This window comes from Nonomuraea sp. CX421, from assembly GCF_059358955.1.
The window spans coordinates 64,958-89,123 of sequence record NZ_JCADBK010000021.1 but is presented as its reverse complement, the minus strand read 5'-3'; the positions used below and the strand labels follow the sequence as shown (position 1 = coordinate 89,123).

General features: G+C 69.9%; 26 protein-coding genes. 14 read left to right on the top strand and 12 right to left on the bottom strand.

The genetic code is table 11. The features are described from left to right. The first annotated feature begins 1 nt into the window (after position 1). The 7 genes from AC5L3X_RS29630 to AC5L3X_RS29600 all read left to right on the top strand — a co-directional run bounded on the left by AC5L3X_RS29630 (position 2) and on the right by AC5L3X_RS29600 (position 4,455). Entirely contained in the window at positions 2–313 is a 312-nt protein-coding gene (locus AC5L3X_RS29630) for an antibiotic biosynthesis monooxygenase family protein (protein WP_189128787.1), read from the top strand. After that, positions 310–636 (top strand): antibiotic biosynthesis monooxygenase family protein, encoded by a 327-nt coding sequence (locus AC5L3X_RS29625; RefSeq protein ID WP_494861298.1) that lies wholly within the window; start codon positions 310–312, stop codon positions 634–636. Before AC5L3X_RS29630 ends, AC5L3X_RS29625 begins: the two co-directional genes overlap by 4 nt. Next, positions 633–1,343 carry an SDR family NAD(P)-dependent oxidoreductase gene (locus AC5L3X_RS29620; protein WP_189128789.1) on the top strand — a complete coding sequence of 237 codons (711 nt, stop codon included), beginning with the start codon at positions 633–635 and terminating at the stop codon, positions 1,341–1,343. The genes AC5L3X_RS29625 and AC5L3X_RS29620 overlap by 4 nt, the downstream gene beginning before the upstream one ends. After that, positions 1,343–1,726, top strand: a complete 384-nt coding sequence (locus AC5L3X_RS29615) for a SchA/CurD-like domain-containing protein (protein WP_189128790.1) — start codon at positions 1,343–1,345, stop codon at positions 1,724–1,726. The genes AC5L3X_RS29620 and AC5L3X_RS29615 overlap by 1 nt, the downstream gene beginning before the upstream one ends. After that, complete coding sequence (locus AC5L3X_RS29610) at positions 1,723–2,583, top strand: NAD(P)-dependent oxidoreductase (protein WP_225263891.1); 861 nt, start codon at positions 1,723–1,725, stop codon at positions 2,581–2,583. Before AC5L3X_RS29615 ends, AC5L3X_RS29610 begins: the two co-directional genes overlap by 4 nt. A gap of 6 nt (positions 2,584–2,589) precedes the next feature. Then, the gene (gene rfbB, locus AC5L3X_RS29605) at positions 2,590–3,531 is read left to right on the top strand and encodes a dTDP-glucose 4,6-dehydratase (protein WP_494861297.1); all 942 of its coding nucleotides are present in this window, start codon (positions 2,590–2,592) and stop codon (positions 3,529–3,531) included. Between the two features lie 747 nt (positions 3,532–4,278). Next, entirely contained in the window at positions 4,279–4,455 is a 177-nt protein-coding gene (locus AC5L3X_RS29600; RefSeq protein WP_189128792.1) for a hypothetical protein, read from the top strand. Between the two features lie 100 nt (positions 4,456–4,555). Here the strand turns inward: AC5L3X_RS29600 and AC5L3X_RS29595 are convergent, their stop codons facing one another. From AC5L3X_RS29595 to AC5L3X_RS29560, 8 genes are all read right to left on the bottom strand, one after another. Beyond that, positions 4,556–7,102: a polysaccharide lyase family 8 super-sandwich domain-containing protein gene (locus tag AC5L3X_RS29595; protein WP_494861295.1), complete on the bottom strand. Its 2,547-nt coding sequence runs from the start codon at positions 7,100–7,102 to the stop codon at positions 4,556–4,558. A gap of 15 nt (positions 7,103–7,117) precedes the next feature. After that, positions 7,118–8,071 (bottom strand): aldo/keto reductase, encoded by a 954-nt coding sequence (locus AC5L3X_RS29590; protein ID WP_494861294.1) that lies wholly within the window; start codon positions 8,069–8,071, stop codon positions 7,118–7,120. Positions 8,072–8,168: 97 nt separating this feature from the next. Next, positions 8,169–8,570: a hypothetical protein gene (locus tag AC5L3X_RS29585; protein ID WP_494861292.1), complete on the bottom strand. Its 402-nt coding sequence runs from the start codon at positions 8,568–8,570 to the stop codon at positions 8,169–8,171. 212 nt (positions 8,571–8,782) lie between these two features. Next, the gene (locus tag AC5L3X_RS29580; protein ID WP_494861290.1) at positions 8,783–9,634 is read right to left on the bottom strand and encodes a metallophosphoesterase family protein; all 852 of its coding nucleotides are present in this window, start codon (positions 9,632–9,634) and stop codon (positions 8,783–8,785) included. Positions 9,635–9,689: 55 nt separating this feature from the next. Next, positions 9,690–10,376 carry a 4'-phosphopantetheinyl transferase family protein gene (locus AC5L3X_RS29575; RefSeq protein ID WP_494861288.1) on the bottom strand — a complete coding sequence of 229 codons (687 nt, stop codon included), beginning with the start codon at positions 10,374–10,376 and terminating at the stop codon, positions 9,690–9,692. A 95-nt stretch (positions 10,377–10,471) separates the two neighbouring features. Further along, positions 10,472–10,798 (bottom strand): hypothetical protein, encoded by a 327-nt coding sequence (locus AC5L3X_RS29570; RefSeq protein WP_494861286.1) that lies wholly within the window; start codon positions 10,796–10,798, stop codon positions 10,472–10,474. After that, on the bottom strand, positions 10,791–12,299 hold the full coding sequence (locus tag AC5L3X_RS29565; RefSeq protein WP_494861284.1) for an ADP-ribosyltransferase: 1,509 nt from the start codon (positions 12,297–12,299) through the stop codon (positions 10,791–10,793). Before AC5L3X_RS29565 ends, AC5L3X_RS29570 begins: the two co-directional genes overlap by 8 nt. A 3-nt stretch (positions 12,300–12,302) precedes the next feature. Next, the gene (locus AC5L3X_RS29560; protein WP_494861282.1) at positions 12,303–12,542 is read right to left on the bottom strand and encodes a hypothetical protein; all 240 of its coding nucleotides are present in this window, start codon (positions 12,540–12,542) and stop codon (positions 12,303–12,305) included. A 239-nt stretch (positions 12,543–12,781) separates the two neighbouring features. Between AC5L3X_RS29560 and AC5L3X_RS29555 the strand changes: the two genes are divergently transcribed. The 5 genes from AC5L3X_RS29555 (at position 12,782) to AC5L3X_RS29535 (ending at position 17,707) form a co-directional block, all read left to right on the top strand. Further along, on the top strand, positions 12,782–13,567 hold the full coding sequence (locus AC5L3X_RS29555; RefSeq protein ID WP_494861280.1) for a S1C family serine protease: 786 nt from the start codon (positions 12,782–12,784) through the stop codon (positions 13,565–13,567). 14 nt (positions 13,568–13,581) lie between these two features. After that, the gene (locus tag AC5L3X_RS29550) at positions 13,582–14,571 is read left to right on the top strand and encodes an AAA family ATPase (RefSeq protein WP_494861278.1); all 990 of its coding nucleotides are present in this window, start codon (positions 13,582–13,584) and stop codon (positions 14,569–14,571) included. Between the two features lie 6 nt (positions 14,572–14,577). After that, positions 14,578–15,570, top strand: a complete 993-nt coding sequence (locus AC5L3X_RS29545) for a DUF58 domain-containing protein (protein ID WP_494861276.1) — start codon at positions 14,578–14,580, stop codon at positions 15,568–15,570. Between the two features lie 100 nt (positions 15,571–15,670). Continuing rightward, on the top strand, positions 15,671–16,657 hold the full coding sequence (locus tag AC5L3X_RS29540; RefSeq protein WP_494861274.1) for a VWA domain-containing protein: 987 nt from the start codon (positions 15,671–15,673) through the stop codon (positions 16,655–16,657). Further along, positions 16,658–17,707 (top strand): VWA domain-containing protein, encoded by a 1,050-nt coding sequence (locus AC5L3X_RS29535; RefSeq protein WP_494861273.1) that lies wholly within the window; start codon positions 16,658–16,660, stop codon positions 17,705–17,707. It abuts the gene before it with no gap. Between the two features lie 16 nt (positions 17,708–17,723). Here AC5L3X_RS29535 and AC5L3X_RS29530 read toward each other — a convergent pair whose 3' ends face one another. Further along, positions 17,724–18,902, bottom strand: coding sequence for an FAD-dependent oxidoreductase (locus AC5L3X_RS29530; RefSeq protein WP_494861271.1), 1,179 nt, complete (start codon positions 18,900–18,902; stop codon positions 17,724–17,726). Positions 18,903–18,956: 54 nt separating this feature from the next. Between AC5L3X_RS29530 and AC5L3X_RS29525 the strand changes: the two genes are divergently transcribed. After that, complete coding sequence (locus AC5L3X_RS29525; RefSeq protein WP_494861269.1) at positions 18,957–19,532, top strand: PadR family transcriptional regulator; 576 nt, start codon at positions 18,957–18,959, stop codon at positions 19,530–19,532. Positions 19,533–19,621: 89 nt separating this feature from the next. Here the strand turns inward: AC5L3X_RS29525 and AC5L3X_RS29520 are convergent, their stop codons facing one another. Then, complete coding sequence (locus AC5L3X_RS29520) at positions 19,622–20,017, bottom strand: MerR family transcriptional regulator (RefSeq protein ID WP_494861267.1); 396 nt, start codon at positions 20,015–20,017, stop codon at positions 19,622–19,624. 49 nt (positions 20,018–20,066) lie between these two features. On the opposite strand from AC5L3X_RS29520, the gene AC5L3X_RS29515 reads away from it, so the two are divergent. Next, entirely contained in the window at positions 20,067–21,116 is a 1,050-nt protein-coding gene (locus AC5L3X_RS29515; protein ID WP_494861265.1) for an aldo/keto reductase, read from the top strand. Positions 21,117–21,219: 103 nt separating this feature from the next. Here AC5L3X_RS29515 and AC5L3X_RS29510 read toward each other — a convergent pair whose 3' ends face one another. Continuing rightward, a complete protein-coding gene (locus tag AC5L3X_RS29510) occupies positions 21,220–21,372 on the bottom strand; it encodes a hypothetical protein (RefSeq protein WP_494861263.1) in 153 nt (50 codons plus the stop codon). Positions 21,373–21,377: 5 nt separating this feature from the next. Beyond that, positions 21,378–23,897: an ABC transporter substrate-binding protein gene (locus AC5L3X_RS29505; protein ID WP_494861261.1), complete on the bottom strand. Its 2,520-nt coding sequence runs from the start codon at positions 23,895–23,897 to the stop codon at positions 21,378–21,380. Positions 23,898–24,166 lie beyond the last annotated feature (269 nt).

Genomic DNA, 24,166 nt, shown 5'->3' with positions numbered 1-24,166 from the left:
GATGACCTTCCGTGTGATGTTGCGCATGCAGATCAAACCGGGCGCCGAGCGCGACTTCGAGGAGACCTGGCTGCGGGTCGGCACCGCGGTCACCGAGCACCCGGCCAACGAGGGCCAGTGGCTGTCGAAGAGCGACGAGGAGGACGGCGTCTACTACATCGTCAGCGACTGGGTGGACGAGCCGCGCTTCCGGGAGTTCGAGCGCAGTGAGCAGCACCTCAACCACCGGGTCAGGCTGCACCCGTTCCGCTCCGGCGGCTCCATGGTCACGATGAACGTGGTCTACGCCATGGACCCCGTGGCCCGGACATGACCAGCCCGAGGGTGCGGGTGCTCGTCTACGCCACGGCCTCCGGCGACTCTCCCGGCGACCTGGCCGACGCCTACCACCGCGTCAGCCAGGAGCTGTCCGGGACGCCCGGCCTGCTCGGCAACGAGTTGCTGCGCTCGCTCACCCAGCCGGGCGGATTCCTGGTCATGAGCGAGTGGGACAGCCTCGAATCCTTCCGCACCTGGGAGGCCGGCACCCGGCACCGGCAGACGACCGCGCCGCTGCGCTCCTTCCAGGACAGCTCGCGCGGGCCGAGCTTCGCCCTCTACACCGTCACCGCCGCCTACTCCGAGGAGCGATCATGACGTACGACGCCGGGCTCGCCGGCAAGCGGGTGCTGGTCACCGGCGGATCGCGGGGCATCGGCGCGGCCACCGCCCGCGCGCTGGCCGCCGCCGGCGCCCGCGTCATCGCCTGCCACCGGGGCGAGCCGGCCTCGCTCTCCTACGAGCTGGTCACCGCGGACGTCACCCGGGAGGCGGAGGTGGCCGCGCTCGCCGACATCTGCGCCACGCGCCTCGGCGGGCTCGACGTGCTCGTCAACAACGCGGGAGTGGACGGCATCACCCCGATCGACAAGCTCGACGCCGCCCAGTGGCACGAGATCATGGACGCCAACCTGACCTCCGCCTACCTCGTCACCAGGCAGGGGCTGGGCCTGCTGTCCGACGGCGCCTCGGTGGTCAACCTGTCGGCGTCGGTCGCGCTGCGCGGCCGGCCCGCCAGCGCGCACTACACCGCGTCCAAGGCCGCGCTCATCGGGCTCACCCGGTCGCTCGCCCGCGAGCTGGGCCCGCGCGGCATCAGAGTGAACATGGTCGCCCCGGGCGTCGTCGACGCCGCCGGCCCAGGCGAGGGGCCGCCCCCGCACCTGCGCGAACGGCTGGCCGGCATGACCGCGCTGGGCCGGCTCGGCACCGCCGACGAGGTGGCCGCCGCCGTGCTGTTCCTGGCCGGAGACCAGTCCCGCTACATCACCGGAACCACGCTCTACGTCGATGGAGGAATGTGATGACGTACGCCGCGATCACCTACCGGGTCAAGCCGGGGCACGAGGACGAGATCGCCGAGATCTTCCAGGGCTTCCAGCGGGTCGGCAGCTCCGTCCTGCGCGACGAGCAGGGCAACGAGGTGGGCCGCCTGCTCGGCACCGCCGTGTTCATCAAGGACGACCTCATGGTCCGGGTCATCCACTTCGAGGGCACGCTGGAGGCCGTCTCCGCGAACATGGCCAAGCACGGCGGCGTCCACAAGCTGGAGAAGCAGCTCGCCCCCTACCTGGTGCGCGAGCGTGACACCAGCAGCCCGGACAAGTTCGGCGCCTACTTCCGCGACGCCACCATGCGCTGCATCTCCCAGCTCTCCGCCGACACCCGGCCCGTGGAGGCGTCGTGAAGCTCGCCGTGGTGGGACTCGGCGCGATGGGCGGGGGCATGGCGAAGCGCCTGCTGGAGTCCGGCTTCCCGCTCATCGTGCACAACAGGACGGCCGCCAAGGCCGATCCGTTGCGCCAGGCCGGGGCCCGGTGGGCGCCACAGCCGCAGGACGTCGCCCGCGACAGCGACGTCGTCCTGCTCAGCCTCGCCGACGAGAAGGCCGTGGAGCAGACGCTGTTCGAGCGGATGCTGCCGGCGCTCAAGCCCGGCACCGTGGTCGTCGACACCACCACGGTCTCGGCGGCGTACGCCGCCGCGGCGGCCGAGCGGCTGACCGCGCACGGGATACGCCGCGTGGAGCTGTGCCTGATCGGCAACCCGGTCATGGCCGAGCAGGGCCGGCTGCGCCTGTTCGCGGCCGGTGACCAGCGCGACGTGGCCGAGATCGAACACGTCCTGACGGCCATCGGAGGGGAGCTGCGCTATCTGGGCCCGCCCGGCATGGCGTGCACCATGAAGCTCGCCTTCAACCTGCTGCTCGGCGTCCAGACCGTGGGCCTGGCCGAGGCGGTGGCCCTAGGTGTGCGGGCGGGACTCGACCGCACCATGCTGATCAACGCGATCACGGGCAGCGCGTTCTGCTCGCCGGCCCTGGCCTTCCGCGCCGGCTACATGCGGGACGGCTGCTACGAGCCCGCCGCCTTCCGCGCCCAGCTCATGGCGAAGGACCTGCGGCTGGCCATCTCGGACGCGGCGTCGGGCGGGCTGACCCTGCCGGTGTGCTCGCGCGCGGCGGAACGGCTGGACGAGGTGGTCGCCGCGGGCCGGGGCGACGAGGACAGCGCGGTGGTCGTGGAGACCGCCATGGCCTCCTGAGCGGCCATGAGGATCCTCGTCACCGGCGGGGCCGGGTTCATCGGCTCCCACTTCGCCCGCATCGCCGCCGCGGAGCGGATCACGGTGCTCGACCGGCTCACCTACGCCGCGGACCTGGCGAACCTGGACGGAGTCGCCTGCGACGTCGTCGAGGGCGACATCTGCGACGCCGGCCTGCTCAGCCGGGTGGTGCCCGGTCACGACCTGGTGGTCAACTTCGCGGCCGAGTCGCACGTGGACCGGTCGATCGAGGGGGCCGCGGAGTTCGTCCGCACCAACGTGCTCGGCGTCCAGGCGCTCATGCGGGCCTGCCTGGACGCCGGGACCCCCAAGGTGGTGCACGTGTCCACCGACGAGGTGTACGGCAGCATCGAGTCGGGCTCGTGGCGCGAGGACGCGCCGCTGCGGCCGCGCTCGCCGTACGCGGCGAGCAAGGCGGGCGGCGACCTGATCGCCCTGGCCGACGCGACGACGCACGGCCTGCCCGTCGTCATCACCAGGTGCGGCAACACCTACGGACCCCGCCAGTATCCCGAGAAGATCATCCCCCTGTTCGTCACGAACCTGCTCACCGGCCGCAAGCTCCCCCTCTACGGCGACGGGGGCAACGTCCGGGAATGGATCCACGTGGACGACCACTGCCGGGCCATCCTGCTGGTCGCCGAGCGGGGGGTGCCGGGCGAGGTCTACCACGTGGCGGGCAGCGCCCAGCTCACCAACGTGGAGCTCACCGGGCGCCTGCTCACCGCCCTGGGCGCCGACTGGGACATGGTCGAACGGGTGGCCGACAGGAAGGGGCACGACCGCCGCTACTCGCTGGACGACGCCAAGCTGCGCGCCCTCGGCTACCGCCCGCGCGTCGGCCTGGAGGAGGGCCTGGCCGAGACCGTCCGCTGGTACGCCGACAACCCGTCCTGGTGGAAGGACAAGACTTCGACCGGCTGCTGAACGTCCCGGTTCCTCCATCTTTGGCCCTGGTGAGACCGGGGCCATTTCATTCCCGCCGCTCGTCAGGCCGAGTCGTTCCGGCCGGACGTCGCCCCGCTGCGGCACCCTGGCGAGCACGGGCAGTGAGGAGGGAGAACCATGCACGACGAACACGACCACCCCGCACCCTCACCCGAAGAACCTCTGCCGACGCGGCGCCCGCCAAGCGATCCGCCCCGTCGGCGGCCGGTCAGGCTGGCCGGCGGAGCCGAGTCCTTCGGCTGGCGAACGTACTCGACTCCGACCCCACCGGAGCGACCGTCACCACGGGACCGGGACCGCCGGACCAGACCGGCGGTCATCGCCGGCTTCGTGGCCTGCGTGGCTCTGGGCATCTGGTCGACCGCCTGGGGCACGGACACCACCTCCCCGGGGACGGGGACCGCCATGGCGCCGACACCCTACCCGCGCGTGACGGAACGCACGGCCGTGCCCGCCTCGTCACCGAGCCCCACGGTCACGGCCCGTCCGCGCTCGGCCGCGTCCAGACCGAGACCCAAGGCACCGACCCGTGGGAAGACCTCGTTCGAGCGGGCCCACCGTACGGAGAACCGCACAGAGAACCGTACGGAGAACCGATCCGACGTTCGTACGGAGAGCCGGAGGCAGAACCACACGGAGAGCCGGACGGCGAGCAGGGCGGAGAACCGGGCCGTGCCACGCCGACGGCATGAGAACGACCCCGCGCGCCCGTCCGGCAGGACCGGGGTGAAGAGGCAGGTCGACCCGCCCGTGGAGGTCAGGAGCGAGGAACAGGTGCCGGCGGACGGCGGCATCGACAACGGAACACCCCCGATGTTCGCCGAGAAGTGCGACGAACTGTTCCCGCCCTCACACCCCGAGTTCCGGCTCCACAACCAGATCTGCCACCAGATGTACGGGTGACCTGCGACGCTCGCCGACGTCCGAGGCCCCACCGGACGTGTTCCGGTGGGGCCTCGACGCGCGCCTCGGGGAAGATCTCCGGCCCAGACGGCGGCCGTCGTCAGCGCAGGGTGGCGGCGAAAGTGCGGCCGTGGGCGTGCCGGGTGGTGGCCTGGACCAGGGTGCCGCCCGGCACGCGGCGTACCGTCACTCCCTCGTCGGCCGCGACCAGGCGGAGGGGAGCACCGAGCAGGACGACCGTGACGCGGTCGCGGTTCATGGTGGGGTCGGACAGGGCGACGGTCGTGCGCTCGCCTGACCGGACGATGACCGAGGCGGGGCCGTCGACGATCAGGCGCCCGGCGCGGCGCGGGCCGTCGGTGAAGACGTTGGCGGCGACGATCCCGAGGTCCCGGTGCCTGATCGCCTGCACGTGCCGGTCGTTGGCCAGGACGGTCAGCGGGCCGTTCGCGTAGCCGCGCAGGCGGGTCTCGGTGGCGTTCGGGACCAGGGCGTAGGCCAGGGCGGGGACGTCGCCGGCGGAGGGGTGGGTGACCGAGGCGGTGAAGACGTTCTTGGTCACGCTGGTGTCGGGGTTGGACGCGCGGACGACCCTGCGGCTGCGGGTCACCATTTCCACGCCGGCCGCCACGGGCTGCCTGCTGAGGAAGGCGTAGCCGATCGCGGTGCCGCGGGTGGCGTTGGCGTAGCGCAGCCAGCGCGGCGGCGTGCCGTCGCCCGCCTGCCAGGCCCCGCCGTGCCAGCCCTCGCCGGTGAGCCCGAGCGTGTCGGCGGGAGCGGCGATGCGGCTGTCCACGGTGGTCACGGCGTCGCGGCCGCCCTGGCCGGAGACGTTCGCGGCCAGCACCACGATCTCGTCGTCGAGCATGAACCAGGACTTCGTCGCGCGGGCGTTGCGGTAGGCGACGAAGTCGTCGGGCAGCAGGCCCGCCTGTTTGGCGGTGTAGGCGGCGTCGTCGGACTGGACCATGCCGGCCGCGCCGTACGCGCCGAGGGTGGCGCCGCCGGAGAAGGAGGAGCCCGCGCGGGGGAAGTACACGTAGGTGTTCTGGGACTCCGAGGAGGAGGTGAAGTTCAGCGGGTGCCCCGGGTTCTCGTACCAGAACCGGCCGTACAGCTCGGGGATCGTGCGCCGCTCCTCCGTGGGCGCGGTGACCCCGGCCAGCCGGTACGGCGAGACGGTCGTGTAGTAGTCGACGCCGAAGACCTCGCGCTGGTCCTCGCCCGCCAGGTAGAGGTAGTAGGCGCCGTGGCCCTGGAACCAGGGCAGGAGGTTCTCGCCGTTCATGTACTCGTACGCGCTGATCCGCTCGGAGCTGCGCGCCAGGGCGAAGGCGTAGCCGGGGCGGCGGTGGACGGTCCGGTCCATGGAGTTGAACGCCACCGAACGCTCGGGCGGGTTCAGGTCGGCGGGCGGGAGGGCGGAGTCGGCGCGGATGGCTGTGTATCGGGCGACGCTGACCGGGGAGACGAAGGCGGACGTGTCGGCGGCCGGCAGGAACCTGACGTACTTCTTCAACGCCAGAGCGTCGGCGCTCGACGCGTGGTCGGTGAGGTCGGCGACGGCCTCCACGATCACCCCGACGTCGGCGTAGCCGGTGGTGGCGCGCGAGACCGCCCGCCCCTTGACGATCTCCATCATCCACCCCTCGAAGATCAGCGGGGCGAAGCCGTCGGCGATCCAGCGGCACACCACGCCGGCCAGGTCGGCGGAGCCGCCGCTCGTCACCCCCTCCAGCGTCTTGAGGGTCTGTACGACGCGGGTGAGCAGGACGCGCCCGTAGGAGCCGGTGTAGGCGACCGAGTGGTGCTGGATGAAGGAGCCGTCGCGGTAGTGGCCGTCGGTGACGCCGTGCCGGAGGTCGTAGGGGTCGATCGTGGCGAAGACGGTGGCCTGGTCGGAGATCGCCTTGCCGACGCGGGCGTCGTCGCCGGTGAGCGCGCCCTGCAGCATCCGGTTGGCGGTGATGTCGGCGAGGTTGGCCCCGGTGTGGAAGCGCGAGTCGAGGTCGACGTCGCCGTCCTTGCCGTTGCGTAAGTAGGCGTCCATCGAGGCGACGTAGGTCGCCGTCAGCTCGGGCCGCTCCTGCCGCACCGGGTCGGCCAGCAGGGCCAGCGTCCTGCTCACATGGGTGGGGATGCCGATCTCCCAGGTGTGCCAGTTGCCGTAGTAGCCCGCCGCCTGGTCGCCGTAGTGGCGCTCGTGCAGCCACACCAGGCCGTCGACGACCCGCCGCTGGACGGCGACGTCCTCGGCGAGCGCGCCGCCCGGCGTGCGGGTCGCGAGCGCGATCTCGTACAGATACTGGAACGCCAGCCGCAGGTTGGCGTCGTCGGCGCCGAGCGGCAGGCCGGCGAACAGCTGACCGTCGCCCGCCTGGTCCATGGCGGTCAGCCGCTGCGTGGCGGTCCGGAGGATCGCGGCGAGCTTGCCGGCGACCTCGGGCCGGGCATTGACGTCAGGAGTCCCCGCGAGCATCGCCACGGTGTTGGCGAGCAGCCGCGCGTGATCGACCCCCGCCGCAGCACGCGCGGGGGAGCCCGCCAGGCCGAGCAGGCCGGTTACCGGGAGCGTTGCGGGGAGCAGGGAGAGAACCTGGCGACGGGACAGGTGCGGCACGGCGTGCTCCAAGCGGCTGGAGGGCATGCCCAGCCTAAACGATCACTGCCATTTCAACGAGCCCCTTGTCGCCCAGTAGGTCTCGGGCTCCTCGGCCAGTACGGCGAGCCGTTCGTCCAGCTCGGCGTCCCAGCCGACGCCGGTCGCGGTCAGATTGCTGTGGAGTTGCTCCACCGAGGCGGCGCCGCTCAGCACCACGCCGGCCCATGGCCGAGCCAGGATGGCGGCCAGGGCCAGGGCGTCCGGGGTGAGCCCCCGTTCGCGGGCGACGGCGGCGAGGACGCGCGGGGCGGCACGGGCGGTCAGCCGGCCGTTCGCCACGCCCTCCTTGACGATCACGCCCAGGCCGGACCCGTGCGCCCTGGCCAGTGCCGGGCCGGCGGACCGTTCGAGCAGGTTCCAGGTCGCCTGGACCGTGTCGAACAGGCCCAGCTCGAGAGCCCGGTCGATGGTGCCGGCCTGACGAGGACCGGTCGTGGACAGGCCGACCGCCACGCCCGCGGCGCGTAGTTCGCGCAGCTCGGCCAGGACGTCCTGGTCGTCGAGCACGCCGCTCTCCAGGGTCGCGGAGTGGATCTGGTACAGCGACAGGTGCTCGCCCAGCAGGTCGCGGGACTCGCCGAGCTGGCGCCGGAACCGGCCGGCCGACAGCTCCTTCACCTCGTGCCGGTCGGCGTCCGTTCGCCAGCCGCCGACGTAGGCGTACCCCCACTTCGATCCCACGGTCACGGCCCCGGGAGCGATGGCGCGCTCGCGCAGCCAGCCGGCCAGGAACTCCTCCGCGCGGCCGTAGGAGCGTGCCACGTCGAAGTAGCGCACACCGGCCGCCCACGCCGCGTCCAGCACCGCCCAGCTCCTGACCCGCAGGGCGGCGATGCCGCGATCAGCGCCGAGATCCTCCGCCCGGCCCAGCGTGATGTAAGCCGGGCGGCCGAGCGCGGCCAGCCCGACACCCATCGGGGTCGCCGGCAGCGGATTCCGCGTCTTCGCTGTCATGCCGCCAGTCCACCACACGACCACGGATTGGCGAGCGCGATCATGTACACCGGCAAGGCCGCGACGAGGGCGCGCAGCCAGGCCGGCGGGAACCGGCTTAGTAGATGCGGTACTTGCGGCCGCAGTTGTCGAACTTGCCGGCCCAGCAGGTGAACGTGTACACCTTCTTGATCCCGCGACCGCTCCAGGTGCCGACGACCTTGCCGTCCCAGGCCTTGTTGAACTTGTGCCAGGAGCCGTTCTGGTAGTACTCGAACCACACCCAGGCCTTCTTGCCGCCGCGCTTGTCCACCCCGTGCCACTTCGTGAAGACCTTGCCGTGGCTCTTCCACGTCTTGCCGAACGTGTAGGCCTTGTGGTCGCTGGAGAAGACCTTCCCCCAGTTCCCGGAGGACTGCGACGCGGTGGTGGTGGTGGCCTGGGCGGCAGCCGGGCTGAGGGCGAGGCCGGTGACGGCCATCGAGCCGGCCAGGGCCGCGATCGCAAGGGTCTTACGCATTGGGTTCCTCCCCGTTGTGGTGCTGCCGGTGTCGTTGTTTTGTCCGGCAGCAGGGACATTACGGAGAAGCCCGACGATCAACTGTGTACGAATCCACACATCCAGGGTGATCGGCGTCACACCCCTGCTGCGAGGCGATGACCGGCTGTCGGGCGCCCGGCGTGACGCCGACCTCGATCTCGCTCCGGAGCAGGCTGCCGAGTCTCCTTCGATCAGCGGGAGCGCGCCGGCTGGGCAGGGGGCAGGATCTGGCGGTAGCCGGGCTGGGAGCCGCGGGGACGCCATTCGCGTGGGTAGCCGACGGACACCTCTTCGAAGGGGACGCCGTCGTGGACGGTGGTGCGGGGGATGTGCAGATGACCGTAGACGGCGGCGGCGGCGTGGAAGCGCCGATGCCAGTCGGCGGTCAGGTCGGTGCCGCACCAGAGGGCGAACTCCGGGTGACGCAGCACGCGGGTCGGGTCGCGGACAAGGGGATAGTGGTTGACCAGGACCGTCGGTGGGCCGTCGGCCACCGCGGCGAGCCGGGTGGCGGTCTGCCGGACCCGGTCGTGGCACCAGGCATCCCGGGTGGGGTAGGGGTCAGGGTGGAGGAGGAACTCGTCGGAGCAGACCACGCCGACGTCGTAGGCGCGGGCGAGCGCGGCATCCTTGGTGAAGGTGCCGTCGGGACGGAAGGTGTAGTCGTACAGCAGGAACAGTGGCGCTATGGTGACCGGCCCGCCCGGCCCGTCCCAGAGCGGGTAGGGGTCTTCGGGGGTGGTCACGCCCAGGTCGCGGCAGAGGGTGACGAGGTGCTCGTAGCGGGCTTGGCCGCGCAGGCGCACGGGGTCGTCCGGCGGAGTCCACAGCTCGTGGTTGCCCGGTGTCCACACCACCTTGGCGAAGCGGGCGCTGAGCAGGCGCAGCGCCCATTCGACGTCGGCCACGTACTCACCGACGTCGCCGGCCACCAGCAGCCAGTCACCGCTCGATCGGGGACGCAACCCCTCCACGAGCCGCCGGTTCTCGGCATACCGCACGTGCAGATCGCTGATGGCCAGCAGGCTCGGCGAGGGACCCACACGGTGAGCATAGGCTCGGCCCGGCCTGCTGTCCCCTTCCGAGAACCGGTCAGCCTCAGCCGGGCAGGACACAGATGGCGGTCACGACCAGCCCACGGGAGACCGTCCACCGGCCCGTGAAGCCGGACACCGGTCCCGCCACCAGCAGCCGGGCGTCGAAGGTGCGCTGGTCGGGCCGCACGGTGAGGGTCGCGTCCTCGAACCCGAGCCAACGCCGGGTGAGCGGAAACCAGGCCTTGTAGACCGACTCCTTGGCGCTGAACAGCAGCCGGTCCCAGGAGACCCGCGGATCGGCCCGCGCCAACTCGGCGATCCAGGCCCGCTCGGCCGCGTCGGACACCGTGGCCAGCACCCCCTCGGGCAGCGGGCCGTTGGGCTCGGCGTCGATGCCGAGCGCCAGCACCTCGGTCCGCCGGGCGACGGCGCACGCACGGTATCCCTCGCAGTGGGTCATGCTGCCCACGACCCCCGACGGCCAGATCGGCGCACCGCGCGGACCGGGCAGGATGGGGACCGGTGGCAGGCCTAACTTGCCGAGGGCGGTGCGGGCGCAGGCCCGGACGGTGGTGAACTCCCTGCGACGTTTGTCCACCGCCCTGGTGAGCAGCGCCTCCTCCTCGGGAAAGAGCGTCGCGGCAGGATCGTCGGCGAAGGCCTCGACCCCGACCACGCCGGGCAGAACCTCCTCGATCACCGAGCGCGCTCCCCCTTCTGGGCGGGCGGGCTCGGCGGGTGGACTCACGGGGTGATCGTAACCTTGGGCATCCCGAGCGGAGCCCTCAAGGCACTGTTGGTACGGCTGCCGTCGCCGTCGTGAAGGCAGGTGGTCAGCGTGGATTACGCCTCAGGGCGCAATTCGAAGTCCGGTGCGTACAAGGCGGGGTCCAGTAGCTGGTCGGCGGGGATTCCCGACTTGTAAGCCTCGGCGAGAATTCGGTCCATGCGGCTTACCGCATACCCCATGTCCGGTTCAGGATCATCGATGATACTGAACCCTGCGGCTTGACGGTCGTCGGTCCAGACATCTCCGAGCAACCGTCCTCTCTGGTCGTACACCGTGGCGCGTCGTACCGGGCCGTTGGCCTTGAAATCGTAGGAGTCGTTGTCCGAGGCGAACTTGGGAGCGACATAATCGTAGAAGCGAGGATTCGGGGTGTCAGTCATCGTAGGGTCCTTTCCATCCGAGGTCGGCATCCATGGACGGTTGGGCGTCCCAGTCGGGCGGCTTGGTCCAGCCCTCCGGTACGACGTCTGCTTCCATATACCAGTGGCCGTCCTTACGGTACACACCGCGCACGATGTACGAAGTGCCGCGGCGTAAGAGAATCTCCCGTTCGCCGATCAGCTTGGTGATGGGGTACATGTTGAGCGCTTCGTGTCCCTTTGGCGCTCGTAGCATCACGCGGAGGTCTCCGTCGAACCCGGCCCGCCGGCCCACGCTTGTGCTCAAATATCCCGGCTCGGTGATGACGCGGCCTCGCAGGCGCTTCATTTCGTCAGGTGACTTTATGTCGACCCCTAGCCACTCCAAGAACTTTTCCTCCACGCCTCTGTGTAGGACCATGTCGGATGGCAGATGAGACTTGCCGATTGCCCGGTCCATGGCCGCGATTTCGTCAGCGACTTCGGGCGACCAGACAACGCCGGGATCGGCGTCCTTCTCTCGCAGGGTTGGGTTGATCCTCTTATAGCCGATGCCGCCGTAGAAATCTAACGCGCGCAATTCCTCATGGGTCAGGTCCGGTAATGGCATGTTGTCCCGCGCCCACGCGCGTCCCTCGGCGTTGCTGGTATGCCGTACGGCGTCGTCCAGAGGATTCGCAGCCGGAACCGTCGGCATGCTCCTCGAGGCGTCGATGGGGCCGTCCCCGTCGGGGATGTGGTCTCCGTTGCGGTCAAGGTGTCGCCCGAGGTTGTGGGGTTCGAGGGCGGTCGTTGGCTTGGGGCGGATCACGGCCTTGGCGGCCTGGCCGAGTGCACCTACGGCTCGCTTGCCGCCGGAGAGCACGCCGCTGGCTCCGGCCGATGTGATCGCCGCCACGATGTCCGGGATGAGGCGGCCGAAGGCGCGGTCGGGGTTGGACGTCCAGGTGTCCCAGTCCGCTGCTGCCTTGGCGAATCCGACCGGATCCTGGACGCCCGAGACCACGGCCTGGGCCAGGTCGTTGATGTCGCGTTCCCAGCCCAGGTGATCGAAGAGCAGGCGGTTGGGGGAGAGCTTGACCACCATCTCGCCCAGCCCGGCCAGGCCCTCGACGGCGCCTTTGACCTGTTCGGTCATCGGGTCGCCGGAGTTCAGGTTCGGATCGAAGGTGGCCTGGAGCTGCTGGCCCATGCGGTCCCAGAAGCCGCCCGTCAGCGGGAGAGCCGCTCCGGCGGTGAACACCGACTCGTCGACGAAGACCGGTTGACCGCCGCCGAACAGCTCCGGCTGGTCGAGCTCCATCCGTTCCAGGATCAGCAGCCGCCGATCGACCTCCGGCCCCTGCTGCCCCGCCCAACCGGCCACCTGCCGGATCCTGTTGGCCGAGACCGGCGACAACCAGGCCCCGCGCAGCAACTCCCACAGCTCGTCCCCGATGGAGCCCAGCGAGGCTTCGGCCGCGCGCAACGCTTCCTTCAGTGCCCGGACTCCCTCGGGGACCATGCCCTCAAGCTCCGCCATGGCTCAGCCGGGGTTGTCCACGGGCGTACGGGCGAGCAGCGCCCGCAGTTCGTCCACCGCCTCCGCGCACGCGGTGAGGAGGGCCTGGCGTTGACCGGTCAGCTCCTGGCCGAAGCGCTGCGCGGCCGGCCCTGTCCAGACGTTCTGCGACATGAGCGACACGGCCCGGTCGAGACCGGTCCTGGCCTCGTCGGCCAGTTGCTCGGCTCGGCGTAACGCCTGCTCCACTTGCTCCCGGGTCATACGCGACTCCCTCGGGCGCGATGATCGAGCGTGAGACCAAGATGTGCAGCCATTGGACTTCGGCACAGCAGGCGGAGCAATCGAATCGCCGGAATTGGTCTGGTTCGCGGACTCGATCGGCTCAGACAGAGTAGGCGGCCCCGCCGTGCTGCGCGCGTTGGGCTGCGGGGGACCGGTTCTCATGAAGTTCTCAGGCGAAGTTTGTAGCACTTTCGACTGGGATTGATGACTATGGGGCAATGGAGCGCGTGCCGCAGGAGGCCGATGCGGCCGAGGCTCAGGGAGCCGTGGCCGGGAGGGCTCGGCGGTTCGTCCTCGCGGGCGGCGTGCTCGTCGTCGTGGCGGTGCTGGCGTACTGGCTGGGGAGCGGCGGCGGGAACGGCGAAGCGGCCGCGCCCAGACCGAGCCCGACGCCGACGCCCAGTGCGACGCTCACGACGGCCGACGTCTTCAAGAGGGTCGGGCCGTCGGTGGTGGTCATCCAGGCCGGGAAGTCGCTCGGAACCGGAGTGATCGCGGTCGAGGACGGGACGATTCTGACCGCGTACCACGTCGTCAAAGGCACGAAGGACGTCAACCTGACGTTCGCCGACGGCACCAAGTCGAAGGCCGTCGTCGTGTCGTCGAACCCCAAGCGCGACGTCGCGACCCTGAAGCCCGCGGAGCTGCCGGAGATCGTCGTCCCCGCGACGCTCGGCGGCGCGGTGGCCGTGGGCGCGCCCGTGGTGGCGATCGGCAATCCGCTGGGCCTGACCTACAGCGTCTCCACCGGCGTCGTGTCGGGGCTGAACCGGAGCGCCGAGAAAGGCGACCTGAGCGGGCTCATCCAGTTCGACGCCTCCGTCAACCCGGGCAGCTCCGGCGGTCCCCTCCTGGACGCTCGCGGCCTGGTCATCGGGATCGTCGTCTCGATCGCCGACCCGGGAGGCGACAAGGCGTTCGCCGGCATCGCGTTCGCGGTGCCGATCGGCCTGGCCCTGGGCGGCACCGAAGGCGACGGCCCGCCGGGCGGGCCCCAAATATGACGAGAAGGAACCCCATGACCTCGACGAAGTCCCCCGAGTCGGCCCATCCGCTCGAACAGGTGCTGTTCGAGGTCAAACGCACGATCGTCGGGCAGGACGTCCTGCTGGAGCGCATGGCCGTCGCGCTGATCGCCGACGGTCACCTGCTGGTGGAGGGCGTGCCGGGCCTGGCCAAGACGCTCGCGGTGAGGTCGCTGGCCGCCGCGATCGCCGGGAGTTTCCAGCGCGTCCAGTTCACCCCTGACCTGGTGCCCGCCGACCTCGTGGGCACGCGGGTCTACCACCAGCACTCTGGGGAGTTCCGTACCGAGCTCGGCCCGGTGTTCGCGAACCTGCTGCTGGCCGACGAGATCAACCGCGCCCCCGCCAAGGTGCAGAGCGCCCTGCTGGAGGTGATGCAGGAGCACCAGGTGACGATCGGCCGTGAGACGTTCAAGGTGCCCGAGCCGTTCCTGGTCATGGCGACGGAGAACCCGATCGAGTCGGAGGGCACCTACCCGCTGCCCGAGGCGCAGGTCGACCGTTTCATGATGAAGGTGGTCGTCGACTATCCGACGCAGGCCGAAGAGCAGGCGATCGTCAACCGGGCGCTGCGTCCGCCCGAGCCGCCGCAGCCGATGATGACCTCCGAGGACCTGATCGCGATGCGGGCCCACGCCCAGCAGGTGTACGTCGATCCGGCGATCGTCGACTACGCGGTGCGGCTGGTCTCCGTGACACGTTCCCCCGCGACGGCCGGGCTCGGCGAGCTGGAACGGTACGTCACCTACGGGGCGAGCCCGCGGGCGTCCATCGCGCTCGTCACCGGCGCCCGGTCGCTGGCGTTCCTGCGCGGCCGCGACTACGTCCTGCCGCACGACCTGGCCGAGCTCGCGCTCGACGTGCTGCGCCACCGCCTCGTGCTGTCCTACGAGGCCCTCGCCGACGACGTCGACGCCGACACGATCATCACCAGGGTGCTCGGGGCCGTCCGGGCGCCCGACGTCGTCCTGCAGAACCGCTGACCTGCCATGGCCACCGCCCCCGAGAGGCTCCTGCTCCGCCTGGAGTGGAAGGTCGTCCGCCGGCTCGACGGCCGGCTCCAGGGCGCCCATCGCACCGCGCACCGCGGCTCCGGGATCGACTTCACCGGTTTACGCGCGTACGGGGACGGCGACGACGCCCGGCACATCGACTGGAACGTGACCGCCCGGCTGGACGAGCCGCACCTGCGCCTGTTCACCGAGGACCGCGAGCTGACGGTGTGGCTCGTACTCGACCGGTCGGCGTCGATGCTGGCGGGCCGGCCGGGGCGCGGCAAGCACGACGTGCTCGCCGAGCTCGCGCTCGTCCTCGCCCGGCTGTTCGGCCGGAGCGGCAACCGCGTCGGCGCGCTGCTGTTCGACACCGGAATGCTGCGCGTCGTGCCGCCCGGCACCTCCCGGCGGCACGCCCTGCGGATCGGCGCCGAACTGGAACGCACCTCCGGTCGCGATGTCGGCCGTGATCTCGGTCGTGATGCCGGTCGTGATGCCGGTCGCACCTCCGGTCGCACCTCCGGTCGCGCCTCGGGACATACCTCGGGACGTACTGCCGGGGCGCGGGGCGGTACCACCACCGACCTGGCGGAGATGCTCGAAGCGGCCGGACGGCTCGCGCGCCGCCGCGCGCTCGTCGTCGTGCTGTCGGACTTCATCGGCGACGGCGACTGGGAACGCTCGCTCCAGCGCCTGGCCCGGCGGCACGAGGTCGTCGCCCTGCGGATCGTGGACACCGCCGACGACGCGCTGCCCGAAGCCGGGCTGATTGTGGTCGAGGACGCCGAGACCGGCGAGCAACTCGTCGTCGACTCCGCCGACCCGCTGCTACGCGTCCGCTTTCGCGAGGCCGTCGACGCCCGCGATGCCCGGCTCACGGCGGGCATGCGCCGGGCCGGGGTGCCCGTCCACCGCATCGACACCGACCGCGACCTGGCCGAGGCACTCGTCGAGGTCGTCGCCCGAACCCGGGACCGGTCAATATGACCGAACCCATCGGCGGAGGCCTGAGGACGGCGGAGAAGGCTCTGACCGAGTCAGCCGAGGCCATAACCACCTTGGTCATGAGGTTGGCGAAGGAGGCTTCATGACCGAGCTTGCCGAGGTCGGCGAAGGAGGCCTCATGACCCTGTCCTCCCCGCTGCTGCTGGCCGTCGGACTGCTCGTCACGGCGGCGCTCGCCTGGGCCACCGTCGTCTCGGCACGCCGTCGGACGGCAGCGCTCGCCGCGGCCGGGGTCGCCATGCCGGGCGTCCGCCGCGCGTACCTCGGCATCGGTCTGACGATCGCCGGCGTCGGGGTGCTCGCGATCGCCAGCGCCGGACCGGCGGCCACGGTACCGGTCCCGCGGACCGCGGGCACCGTCATCCTCGCCATCGACGTCTCCAACAGCATGGGCGCCGACGACGTCGAGCCCACCCGGCTGGCGGCCGCGCAGCGAGCGGCCCGCGCGTTCGTGGCGGCGCAGCCCGACAGCGTCGACATCGGAGTCGTCGCGTTCGAGGGGGGCGCGCTCACCACCGCACGGCCCGACGCCGACCACTCCGTCGCGCTCAAGGCCATCGACCGGCTGAAGACCACCGGCGGCACCTCGCTGGAGACGGCCATCACGGCCTCGCTGTCGGCGATCACCGGCAAACAGGTGGCCATCGGCCGCGACGGCACCGCGCCCGACATCGGCTACTGGCCGTCGGCGACGATCGTGATGTTCTCCGACGGCCAGAACCGGGGCCCCGACGTCGAACGGGCCGCCACCGTGGCCCAGCGGGGAGGCATCCACATCCACACCGTCGGGGTCGGCACCACGGCCGGGGCGACGGTGAAGGTCGACGGCTACCACCTGCAGACCTCGCTCGAGGAGGACACCCTCACCTTGATCGCGCAGACCACCGGCGGCGCCTACCACCCCGCCTCCGACACTGCGCGGCTCGACGGGATCGCCGACACGATCGACCTGCGGCTCACCGTCTCCGACGAGCCGCTGCCCCTCGCCGGCGGGCTGATCGGGCTCGCCCTCGCGCTGCTCACCGCGGGAGCGGCGCTCACCGTGCTCCGGTCAGGACGGGTGATCTGAATGACGTTCTCATGGCCATGGGCGCTGCTGACAGCCCTGATCATCCCGCTGATCTTCGCCGTCCGCTGGTGGGCCCGGCGCCGCCGCCGGCGGGCCGCCGTGCGCGTCACCTCGATCGCGTTGGTACGCAGCGCCCTCCCCGGCCGTACGCGCTGGACGCGGAAGATTCCCCCGGCGCTGTTCATCGCCGGGCTCGCGCTGCTCGTGGTCGGGGCCGCGCGACCGCAGGCATCGGTGCCGGTGCCGATGACGTCGACGACCATCCTGCTCGCGCTCGACACCTCAGGCTCCATGTGCTCCACGGACGTCGACCCCAACCGCCTCACCACCGCGAAGAAGGCCGCCGTGGAGTTCATCGAGTCGCAGCGGGGCGGGCCGCGCATCGGCCTGGTCACCTTCGCGGGCAGCGCGGGTCTGCTCGTCCCTCCCACAGACGACACCGACTCGCTGATCGAGGCGCTGGACAATCTCAGCGTGGCCCGCGGCACCGCGATCGGTCAGGCCATGCTCACCTCGATCGACGCGATCGCGGAGGTTGACCCGTCGGTCGCTCCCACCGGGGCCGACCCCGGCGGCGGCGAAGGCCACGCCGGTGCCGCGATCATCGTGCTCACCGACGGCGCCAACACCCAGGGCGTCGACCCGCAGACCGCCGCCCAGGAGGCGGCCCTGCGCCGCGTCCGCGTCTTCACCATCGGCTTCGGCACCACGAACCCGGCCCCGATGGTCTGCGAAAACTCCCAGTTCGACGGCTTCGGCGGCTGGGGCGGCGGCTTCGGCGGCCGTGGCAGATTCGACGGCGGCCGCAACCCCCGCACCCTCGACGAGCCCGCGCTCAAGCGGATAGCCCAGACCACCGGCGGCTCCTACCACCGCGCCGAGAACGCTGACCAACTCCAAAGCGCCCTCGACGCACTCCCCAGCAGCTTCACCGTCGTTCGCCAGCAGGTCGACACAGCCGCCTTTTTCGCCGCAGGCGGAGCCATCCTCATCACCGCGGCCCTGTCCCTCTCCCTCTGGTGGAACCGCCCCCGGCCCCAAGCTCGCTGACCGTCCTGTCGCCGTGTCAGCGAGACGGGGTGAGGATGTGGTCGTCCCACTCGATCCGGTAGTCGTGCATCCAGGCCAGCGCGTTCTTCTCGGCCAGCTTGCGCATGATCGTCGGCAGCACCAGGTCGCGGGCGAACGCGCCGAGAACACCTGGCGCCTTGCCGCTCCCGTTGCGCTTGCCCTGGGCGACGATGCGCTCGACCCGCTCCCGGCGCAACCCCTCGAAGGCGGCGAACGCGCCGGGGAGGCCGGGAACGTCGCGCAGGCATTTGGCCAGCACCACCGCGTCCTCCATGGCCATGGACGCGCCCTGTCCGGATGATGGCGAGGTCGCGTGCGCGGCGTCGCCGACGATCACCATGCGCTCGTTGAACCACGTCGGCACCGTCGGGAAGTCGTAGGTGTTCCAGCCGCTGATGATGTGCTCGGTGGCGCCGATGATGTCGAGCATCGGACCGACGTCGTCACGGAACAGCGACGTCAGCCGGGCCCGCCACTGCGTCGGAGTGATCGCCGCGAGCTCCTCCCGGGTCGGCTCCCTGCGGCTCGGCGGGTTGGCGAACCACCACACCTCGCCGTCCGGGTGGACGAGATATCCGAAGAAGCACTTCTTGCCGAAGATGAAGTGGTTGGTCCCCGGCTCTCCCGGCACGGTGACGCCGCGCGCGAAACCGCCCGTGTTCAGCAGTCCGACGTGCCGGGCGCGCGGCGCGCCGGGATCGATGATCGCGCGGGTGCGCGAGCGCAGCCCGTCGGCGCCGATGAGTAGATCGCCCTCGGCCGTGCTCCCGTCGGAGAAGACCGCGCGGACGCCATCCCGGTCGATCAGAGCGTCGTCGAGCCGCTTGCCGTAGTGGATGCGCACGCCGCGCCGTACGGCCTCGTCGCGGAGCGCCTGGTAGAGGTCGGCACGCTTCAGCGTGCGGCCGGGCTGGGTGAAGGTGGCGAGCTCTTTGCCACGCCCGTTGAGCATGCGCATGCGCGAGGAGTCCATGCCGAGCCCGCCGACCAGCTCGTCCAGGCCGAGGACGCGGAGGGCCGCGAGCCCGTTGGACGCGAGAGTGAGGAACGCGCCGACGCCATCCGATTTCCGGTCGTACGCCTCGAAGACGTCGCTGTCGATGCCCGCCTGCCGCAGCGCCATGGCCGTGACCGGGCCCGCGATGCCTCCACCAACGATCAATGCCTTAGTCATGGCTTGAATATACATAATATAACTACTTCTTGCTACCCCGATACGATGTTCGGTATGTCGACGAGGCGGTCCCCTCTGGCCATGGCGCTGCTCACCCTGGTCTGCGAAGAGCCGATGCACGCGTACCGGATGCAGCAGATGATCAAGGAACGGCACAAGGACGACGTGGTCAACGTCGCGCAGCGGAACAGCGTGTACCAGACCATCGACCGCCTGCTTCGGGCCGGGCTCATCGCCGTACGGGAGACGTCGCGCGAGGAGAACCGCCCGGAACGGACCGTCTACGAGTCAACGGAGGCGGGCCGGGAAACTCTGCGGGAATGGATGCGGACCATGCTGTCCGTGCCGGCGCGCGAGTTCCCCGAGTTCCCCGCCGCGCTCGCGTTCATGCTCGTGCTCCCGCCGGACGAGGTCGAGGCCGCGCTACGCGCCCGCGTCACCGCCCTTGAGGGGCGCATCTCCGCGCTGGACGCGGAGATGCGAGAGGCCGCGGCGTTTCTGGAGCGGGTCTTCATGGTGGAGTCCGAGTACCAGCGGTGCGTGGTCGCGGCCGAGCTGGACTATGTGCGCGGACTCGCCGACGACCTGCGCGCCGGCCGGCTCAACTGGGATTACCGCCTGCAGGGGTAAGGGGAGCATTTAGTAGGTTGATGGAATGTGCCGTGAGCGTCGACGGGATACGGTTGGGGCCTACGCGGGTCTGCTTGCCCCCAAGAGGCTCAGGGCGCACAGTCTGGGACGTGTTCCCGCAAACCCAGGCGGCCCTCGTAGATGGCCACCTTGTGGGTGATCAGCTTGAGGCACTCGTCGAGTTCGTGCATCTGGGCGAGCACTCGTTCCCGATGTCCGCGCAAGACCTCCAGCCGTTCCGCCTCGTTGCCTTGGCCCGCTCTGACGAGTTCGGTGTAGCGGCGGATGTCGGTCAGGGGCATGCCGGAGGCCCGTAGCCGGATGCACACGCCGAGCCAGTCGACGTCATCCTGGTTGTAGACCCGGTGTCCTGCGGTTCCCCGCCGTACCGGCTGGGTCAGCAGCCCCTCCCGCTCGTAGAACCGGAGTGTGTGCACGCTGAGCCCGGTGCGTTCGGCGACCTGGCCGATGCTCAAACCCGACATGTGGCCCAGTTTGACCTAGAGTCGGCTCTAGATTCTACGGTTCCGAACCATGAGATATCGCATCCTCGGCGGCACCGGTATCGAGGTCAGCACCCACTGCCTCGGCACCATGATGTTCGGCTCGGCCGGTAACCCCGACCACGATGACAGCATCCGCATCATCCACACCGCCCTCGACCACGGGATCAACTTCGTGGACACCGCCGACATGTACTCGGCGGGCGAGTCCGAGGAGATCGTGGGCAAGGCGCTGCAGGGCCGGCGAGACGAGGTGGTGCTGTCGACCAAGGTGCACTTCCAGATGGGGGAGGGGCCCAACCGAAGCGGCAACTCGCGGCGTTGGATCCTGCGCGAGGTCGAGGCGAGTCTCAAGCGGCTGCGCACCGACTGGATCGACCTCTACCAGATCCACCGCCCCGACCACCGGACCGACATCGAAGAGACCCTCTCCGCACTGACCGATCTGGTACGGCAGGGCAAGATCCGCGCCTTCGGCAGCTCGGCCTTCCCTGCGCACGAGACGGTTGAGGCCTACCACGTGGCCCGGCAGCGCGGCCTGTACCGGTTCCGCACCGAGCAGCCGCCGTACAACATCCTGGCCCGCGGCATCGAGGGCGACGTCCTTCCCACGGCGCAGCGGCTCGGCATGGGCGTGCTCACCTACAGCCCGCTGGGCTGGGGGTTCCTGACCGGCCGTTACCGCAAGGGGCAGCAGGCCGACATGTCAGAGGGCCGCGCCGCGCTCGCGCCAGAACGGTTCGACCCGTCCATCCCGGTCAACGCGGCCAAGTTGGAGATCGTCGAGGAGCTGGTGAAACTGGCGGACGAGCTCGGCTGCACCCTGCCGGAGCTGGCTGTCGCCTTCGTCGCGTCACACCCGGCGGTCACCTCGGTCATCCTCGGCCCGCGCACGATGGAGCAGCTGGAGGGCTTGCTGAAGGGCGCCTCACTGGTGCTCGACGACACCGTACTCGACCGGATCGACGCGCTCGTGCCGCCCGGCACCAACGTCTACCACCCTGTCGGTCTCTGGAGCCCCGCGCCGCTGACCGACCCCGCACTGCGCCGCCGCCCGCTCGGCGACCGCGCCGCGAGCTGAACCCCCGCCACCGCTCGTCAGATGCGGGTGTCTTCGAAAAAGGCGCCGACAGGGTCAGCCGCGACAGCCGCGGCTACGACGCGAACAAGAAGATCAACGGTCGCTAGCGGCGGTCGAAGCGGAACTGTTTGTGCTGGTGGCCGACGAAGTCGAGCACGGTCAGGCAGGGCTTGTCGTCGGCGAGCCGCAGGCCGCGGCTCATCGCCGTCATGCCGAGCAGGATCGGCGGCGCGAGGCGTCCTGAGAATCTGCGCACGCGCGTCACGACCCGGCCGGTCCGCAGTTGGCTGCTTCAGCAGTGGGCCGGCAAACCAATATCGCCTGGAACGTCTTGCCCGACTCGACCGTCGTGAGCCATACCTCGCGGTTCTGGGCGTCGTGGTCGCTGGCGTGAGCGGAGAAGAAGACCTTGCCGGTTGCGCCGTCGAACTCCTGGCCGCGCAGGTTGTAGTGCACGCCGCTGCGGATGTCGCCGGTACCGCTCTGTGTACGGTAGGCGTTGAGCGCGATTCCGACGGCCTGGGCCGCGTCATAGCCGAAGGCGGCGTGGGCGACGGAGATGCCGAGCGATTTTGCAGCCGCCCATTGCTGCACGGTCTTCTGGCCCTGGTTGAGAGAAGTGTCACGGACGTCAGTCAGTGACACGAAGGACATGCTCACATCGTGGGTGCCGGAGTTGGATCGCACGTCGTTGGCGACGGAACCGGTGACATCGTCCGAGGCGAGCAGTTTGATCTTCTGTGTTTCGCATGAGGTGCCCCACGCGCGCTTGAGGCTGCTCAGGAAGTCGGCCCTGCCCGTGTAGTAGATCACCTTCGCGCCCGACGTGCAGGCGTCCTTCACCGCGGCATCCAGTGAGGCGTCATCGGCGAAACCGTGCTCCGTCTTCTCCCCTCCGTACTCCTTCAAAAACAGATCCTTGAGGTCCCGGCTATAGAGCTCACCTTCCTGCTGCTGCCAGACGACGGCCACTTTGGGCCTCAAGCCCGCCCCCGGAGCGAGCTCGAGTGTGTCAAGCCAGTGGACCGTGGCCTTCATCTGCAGGCTGTCCACGACGGCCAGCCGGAACAGGTAGGCCGACCGCCGGCCCGCCGCCACATTCGCGATCTCGTCGACCGTGGAGACGGTGCTGACCATCGGAACGTTCGCCTTCGTCAGCGCCTCCACCGCCTTTTTGACCTCCTCGCGGCTCCAGGCGAACCCCACGGCGGCCGTCAGCGACGGGTCCTCCAGCGCACGTTCCCCGATGCTGGTGGCCGCGAGCTCGGCGCTGAGAAAGTCCTGGCCGGTGTTGGCGAACACGACCTTCATCTTCCAGTCGGACTTGCTCTTGTTGAAACTGCCCTGATACGCGCCGATCCCGGCCAGCTCGCCCGCCACCGCCGTCATCTGGCCGTCCTTGAAAGTCGCGCTAGGCTGCGTCGTCAGCGGGCCGAGGTAGGCGATCGTGAACACCTTGGAACCGAACGGAATCTGGCCGTTCTGCACCTCTATCTGGTCCGCCGCCGGCTTCACGAGCCGATGCGGTGCCATCTTGTCCAGTGGCCCCAGGCCCACGCACTGCCCGGCCACCCTGTGCAGCTCGGTACCGCAACCCACGGTGGCCGCCAAGGTCGCGGTTATCGGCGCGCCTACCAGGAGCAGCACCACTGCCCAGAAGGCCAAGGGGCGAACGGGGAACAACCTCGCCTCTCTGTCGGTACTCGGTTGGGCGTCGTCCTGCTCCAGATTGATCACGAGGTACGAGCTCGGCCTGATCCTGCGCATGGTCTCCTGCCACCTGCGGTAGAGCTCGACCGGACCCGCCGTGCCGCTGGTGTCGAGTTCGGCGCGATGCCCGGTCGGCGGCTGCGACGTGGAGACGACCAGTAGCAGAGGGCCTCGCTGTCCCGTGCTGACCCTGACCTCGTCGACCAGTTCCACGAAGCGACGGCCCGCGCTGCCGGGGTCGGCGTTCTTGATCCTGACCACGGGATAGGTGTGGCGGCCCCAGCCGGGCCACGGAATCACGCGACGCCGGTAAGCCTGGCGGAGGTCCTCGAGCAGCGCGGTGACCATCAGTCTTTCGACCTCCTCCTGCCGCTCGGCCTCGTCCCGCCCCGGGGCGGCGAAGCGCATCGCATAATCGATGAGGTCTTCGCCCCTCTTGCGCGTCAGAAAGGGGGCCTTGCGAAACCAGCGATAGAAGATCAGGCCACGGATCAACAGTGCGGCGTGCAGCAAGGCGCAGATGACCGCCACGACCGGGCTGACTAACCAGAGCACCAGGCTGACGCGGTCCATGAGAGTCTGCAGCCCGAACGCGGCCAGTCCGGAGGCTGGCAGCCAGGTGGTCATGGTCCTGCCCACGTAGTCGGCCCAGCGCCGCAGCGCCGGTCCCGTGAACGCCTCCTTCTTCCGCCATTCGGACAGAGATTGCTGGTAGGCGTTGCGCACGACCACGGGGTTGGGCGGATTTCCGGCTCCGGGAACGTGGATGTCGCGTTCGCCCCAAGCCCAAAGGACGAACCGGGTCAGCGGGAAGCGGGGTGGCGGGAGCAGCGTGCCCCTGACCCAGCGCGCCAGGAGACCGTCAACGCCCGTCAGCCGCTCCACGATCGCCGTGACGTCAGAAAAGCCGGTGGCTCCCGCATCGATCTCCGCATGCGGCGCTCGCCGGTCGAAGTACCTCGCCTTTTCGACCGCCTCCTCGGCCAGTTTCGCATCGCCCGTGAACACCAAAACCGGCCGTCCGCTTTCCCTGGACAGGGGCGAAGGGCGGCGTACTGCCTCATCGATCACCTGATATATGGAGGTATATGGCATGCGTGATCAAGCCTCCGGTTTGATGTTTCGAGCCCCCTGCGCGAATGCTATGGCGAGCGTACGTCGATCAAGGTGTCATCTGCCCCGATTCCGTAGATCGCGTTTTTTGTGGTGCTGCCCGGAATTCTCCCGGAACGCGACTGGCCGTGCGTCGACGTTCAGGTGTCAATGCGGGTGGCACAAAGGTCGCACACGAAGTCGAGGTCTTTTGTGGCCGCCCGTCTCCGTCCACCGGTCACGTCCAC

Bases quoted from the DNA above. Each gene is read 5' to 3' on its own strand.
- AC5L3X_RS29630 (WP_189128787.1), top strand. From the start codon at position 2: ATGACCTTCCGTGTGATGTTGCGCATGCAGATCAAACCGGGCGCCGAG.
- AC5L3X_RS29625 (WP_494861298.1), top strand. From the start codon at position 310: ATGACCAGCCCGAGGGTGCGGGTGCTCGTCTACGCCACGGCCTCCGGC.
- AC5L3X_RS29620 (WP_189128789.1), top strand. From the start codon at position 633: ATGACGTACGACGCCGGGCTCGCCGGCAAGCGGGTGCTGGTCACCGGC.
- AC5L3X_RS29615 (WP_189128790.1), top strand. From the start codon at position 1,343: ATGACGTACGCCGCGATCACCTACCGGGTCAAGCCGGGGCACGAGGAC.
- rfbB (WP_494861297.1), top strand. From the start codon at position 2,590: ATGAGGATCCTCGTCACCGGCGGGGCCGGGTTCATCGGCTCCCACTTC.
- AC5L3X_RS29595 (WP_494861295.1), bottom strand. From the start codon at position 7,102: ATGCCCTCCAGCCGCTTGGAGCACGCCGTGCCGCACCTGTCCCGTCGC.
- AC5L3X_RS29590 (WP_494861294.1), bottom strand. From the start codon at position 8,071: ATGACAGCGAAGACGCGGAATCCGCTGCCGGCGACCCCGATGGGTGTC.
- AC5L3X_RS29585 (WP_494861292.1), bottom strand. From the start codon at position 8,570: ATGCGTAAGACCCTTGCGATCGCGGCCCTGGCCGGCTCGATGGCCGTC.
- AC5L3X_RS29570 (WP_494861286.1), bottom strand. From the start codon at position 10,798: ATGACTGACACCCCGAATCCTCGCTTCTACGATTATGTCGCTCCCAAG.
- AC5L3X_RS29565 (WP_494861284.1), bottom strand. From the start codon at position 12,299: ATGGCGGAGCTTGAGGGCATGGTCCCCGAGGGAGTCCGGGCACTGAAG.
- AC5L3X_RS29560 (WP_494861282.1), bottom strand. From the start codon at position 12,542: ATGACCCGGGAGCAAGTGGAGCAGGCGTTACGCCGAGCCGAGCAACTG.
- AC5L3X_RS29555 (WP_494861280.1), top strand. From the start codon at position 12,782: ATGGAGCGCGTGCCGCAGGAGGCCGATGCGGCCGAGGCTCAGGGAGCC.
- AC5L3X_RS29550 (WP_494861278.1), top strand. From the start codon at position 13,582: ATGACCTCGACGAAGTCCCCCGAGTCGGCCCATCCGCTCGAACAGGTG.
- AC5L3X_RS29545 (WP_494861276.1), top strand. From the start codon at position 14,578: ATGGCCACCGCCCCCGAGAGGCTCCTGCTCCGCCTGGAGTGGAAGGTC.
- AC5L3X_RS29540 (WP_494861274.1), top strand. From the start codon at position 15,671: ATGACCGAGCTTGCCGAGGTCGGCGAAGGAGGCCTCATGACCCTGTCC.
- AC5L3X_RS29535 (WP_494861273.1), top strand. From the start codon at position 16,658: ATGACGTTCTCATGGCCATGGGCGCTGCTGACAGCCCTGATCATCCCG.
- AC5L3X_RS29530 (WP_494861271.1), bottom strand. From the start codon at position 18,902: ATGACTAAGGCATTGATCGTTGGTGGAGGCATCGCGGGCCCGGTCACG.
- AC5L3X_RS29525 (WP_494861269.1), top strand. From the start codon at position 18,957: ATGTCGACGAGGCGGTCCCCTCTGGCCATGGCGCTGCTCACCCTGGTC.
- AC5L3X_RS29520 (WP_494861267.1), bottom strand. From the start codon at position 20,017: ATGTCGGGTTTGAGCATCGGCCAGGTCGCCGAACGCACCGGGCTCAGC.
- AC5L3X_RS29515 (WP_494861265.1), top strand. From the start codon at position 20,067: ATGAGATATCGCATCCTCGGCGGCACCGGTATCGAGGTCAGCACCCAC.